Origin of the sequence: Mesorhizobium captivum (assembly GCF_033977165.1) — a bacterium.
Taxonomy (GTDB): Bacteria; Pseudomonadota; Alphaproteobacteria; order Rhizobiales; family Rhizobiaceae; genus Mesorhizobium; species Mesorhizobium captivum.
Map to the genome: position 1 here is coordinate 1 of NZ_JAVIJB010000105.1, position 2,130 is coordinate 2,130.

Annotated in this window: 1 protein-coding gene and 1 pseudogene; one reads left to right on the forward strand and one right to left on the reverse strand. The window is 60.7% G+C overall.

The window, feature by feature from the left end:
- Positions 1-395: 395 nt before the first annotated feature.
- Positions 396-734 (reverse strand): hypothetical protein, encoded by a 339-nt coding sequence (locus RFM40_RS33440; protein WP_320253504.1) that lies wholly within the window; start codon positions 732-734, stop codon positions 396-398.
- 404 nt (positions 735-1,138) lie between these two features.
- Between RFM40_RS33440 and RFM40_RS33830 the strand changes: the two are divergent.
- Positions 1,139-1,848 (forward strand): annotated as a pseudogene (locus tag RFM40_RS33830) (IS110 family RNA-guided transposase); the annotation flags it as partial.
- Positions 1,849-2,130: the final 282 nt, after the last annotated feature.

The window sequence follows — 2,130 nt, forward strand, 5'->3', positions numbered from 1 at the left end:
TCACGGAGCCGCCGGCGAACCACGCTGTAAAGCTTGTCGAGCTTGCGATAGGGTGCGCGCGTGCGCTGGAAGATTTCTCTGGCGTCCGTCATGGGCCGCCCGGAACGCAGATAGGCGAGCACCGCTTCGCCGACCAGCTCCATCAGTGGCAGGATGTGCTGGCTCGCGTCTTGTGGTGGCGAACATGGATGGCTTCCGTCCGCCAGTCGATGTCCTCGATCTGCAGATTGCGGATTTCACCAGACCGTAGCCCATATGTTGCAAGGAGTTGCAGGGATCGCATGGTCCCGCAGCCCCGCCGATGTCTCGTTTCTTCGCGCTCTCGAAACAGCGACTGTCAGATCGCGGTTCAGGACTGACGGTGTACTCCTTCGTACGCATAAGCGACGGGGCTATCACGTGCCCTGACAGGTCCATCGTGACGCGACCTGTGATGTGATGTGGAGGTAGCGCAGCAGCAAGCGAAGCCGCTCTGCTGTATCCTTCAGCGAGCAGCGCGTCAGTTTCGGCGCGCGCAAATCCATATAGCGGTCAACGTCGCTACTGCTGAGGCCCGTCCACCCGTCGATGCCGCCACCGGTCTGCCAAGCAAGGAAGTTGCGGGCTTCCCACATCAACGTTGCGACGCTGGAGCAAGCCAACCCGCGTTCCTCACGCAGCCGGATTTCGTACTCGTCGCAGATTGCATTCGGACCACATCGGCCGCGCAGGTAGGCTCGATAGCTCGTGGCCATTGACCGTGAGCAGCCGCAACAGGGCTCGAATTCCGGAGCGCGGAACCTGGAGCCAGCGCGCGCTGGGACGTCGACCACGCTGCTTTTCGAACAGTACCATCGCATGCTGCAGGTATTGCTCGACCTGCACGTCGATCACGTCCGCGACGGGATGCTCCGATGTACGAGATAATCGAGAAACTCAGACGCGTAGGCGCAGTAGCTCCCACCACGACAGGGCTGTACCGCTGACCGATAAGCGAGGATTTGAGTGCGGCGATCAGGTCGTGACGGCTATTTGACATTGGCAACTCCTCTGTTGGTTGACCCGCAGAGGTTCGGCACGAAATAATGCAAAACAAGCTGATCCGAAAATGGCGAAAATCCGTGAATCATTCCTCCGCATTATGAAGACCTCGTGATTAGTGAAACGGCGCAAGACGGAGGCCGCCGACGTCGAAGCGATCAGCGAAGTCGTCACCCGCAAGACCATGCGTTTCGTTCCGATCAAATCGGCTGATCAACAAGCGGCGGCCATGGTGCTGAGGACGCGCGCCCTTTTGATCCGACAGCAAACTCAGGCGATCAACGCGCTTCGCGGGCATTTGTCGGAGTTGGGGGTTGTTGCCGCCCTCGGCACGGCTATGGCTGCGTTGATCGAGATCGTGCGGGACGAGGAGGACGTTTGCCTGCCAAAAGCCGCTCGATTGGCTTTGGCTGAAATCGCCGATCAGATCGAGGCGCTGACGCGTCAAATCGACAAGCTCGAACGAGGGATCGTCGGCGAGGCGAAGCGCGACCAGGACATGCCACGGCTGACGACAATTCCAGGCGTCGGAGCGATCGCGGCGGCTTCCGTCAAAAGCGCTGATCCCGGATCCCGACGGATTCAAATCCGGCCGTCACTTCGCCCCCTGGCTGAGACTAACGCCAAAGCCCCATTCGAGCGACGGCAAGGAGCAGCTCGGCGGCATATCGAAATGGGCAACCCGACGCTCCGCTCGCTGCTCGTTTGTGGCGCGACGTCGTCGCAATCGCGCTCGCCAACAAGATGGCGAGGATCATCTGGGCGCTGCTCGCCAGGGGCGGGACATATCGAAATACTGGCGCGGCGAGCAGCGCAGCACACGCCTGAGCCGATATGACGACCAGGACGGACTTGCCGACGCGACGCCGGACAGAGGCGAGGTGCAAAATTAGACGATGATCCACGGGACGAAATCCCGAGGAGGAGAGGCCGGCGCGACAATGCGCTTAAAGCGCGTCAGATTGATCAGTCCCTCGCATCGCGAATTTTATCGAGGCCAGCGGTCTTGGACCGCGCGCCGGACATATGACCGCACCGATCCCGCTGGATGAAAAGCGCTTGCCCGCGTGGCCGTTCCACATATGTGGCGCTGCAGCCGATGCCTAATGC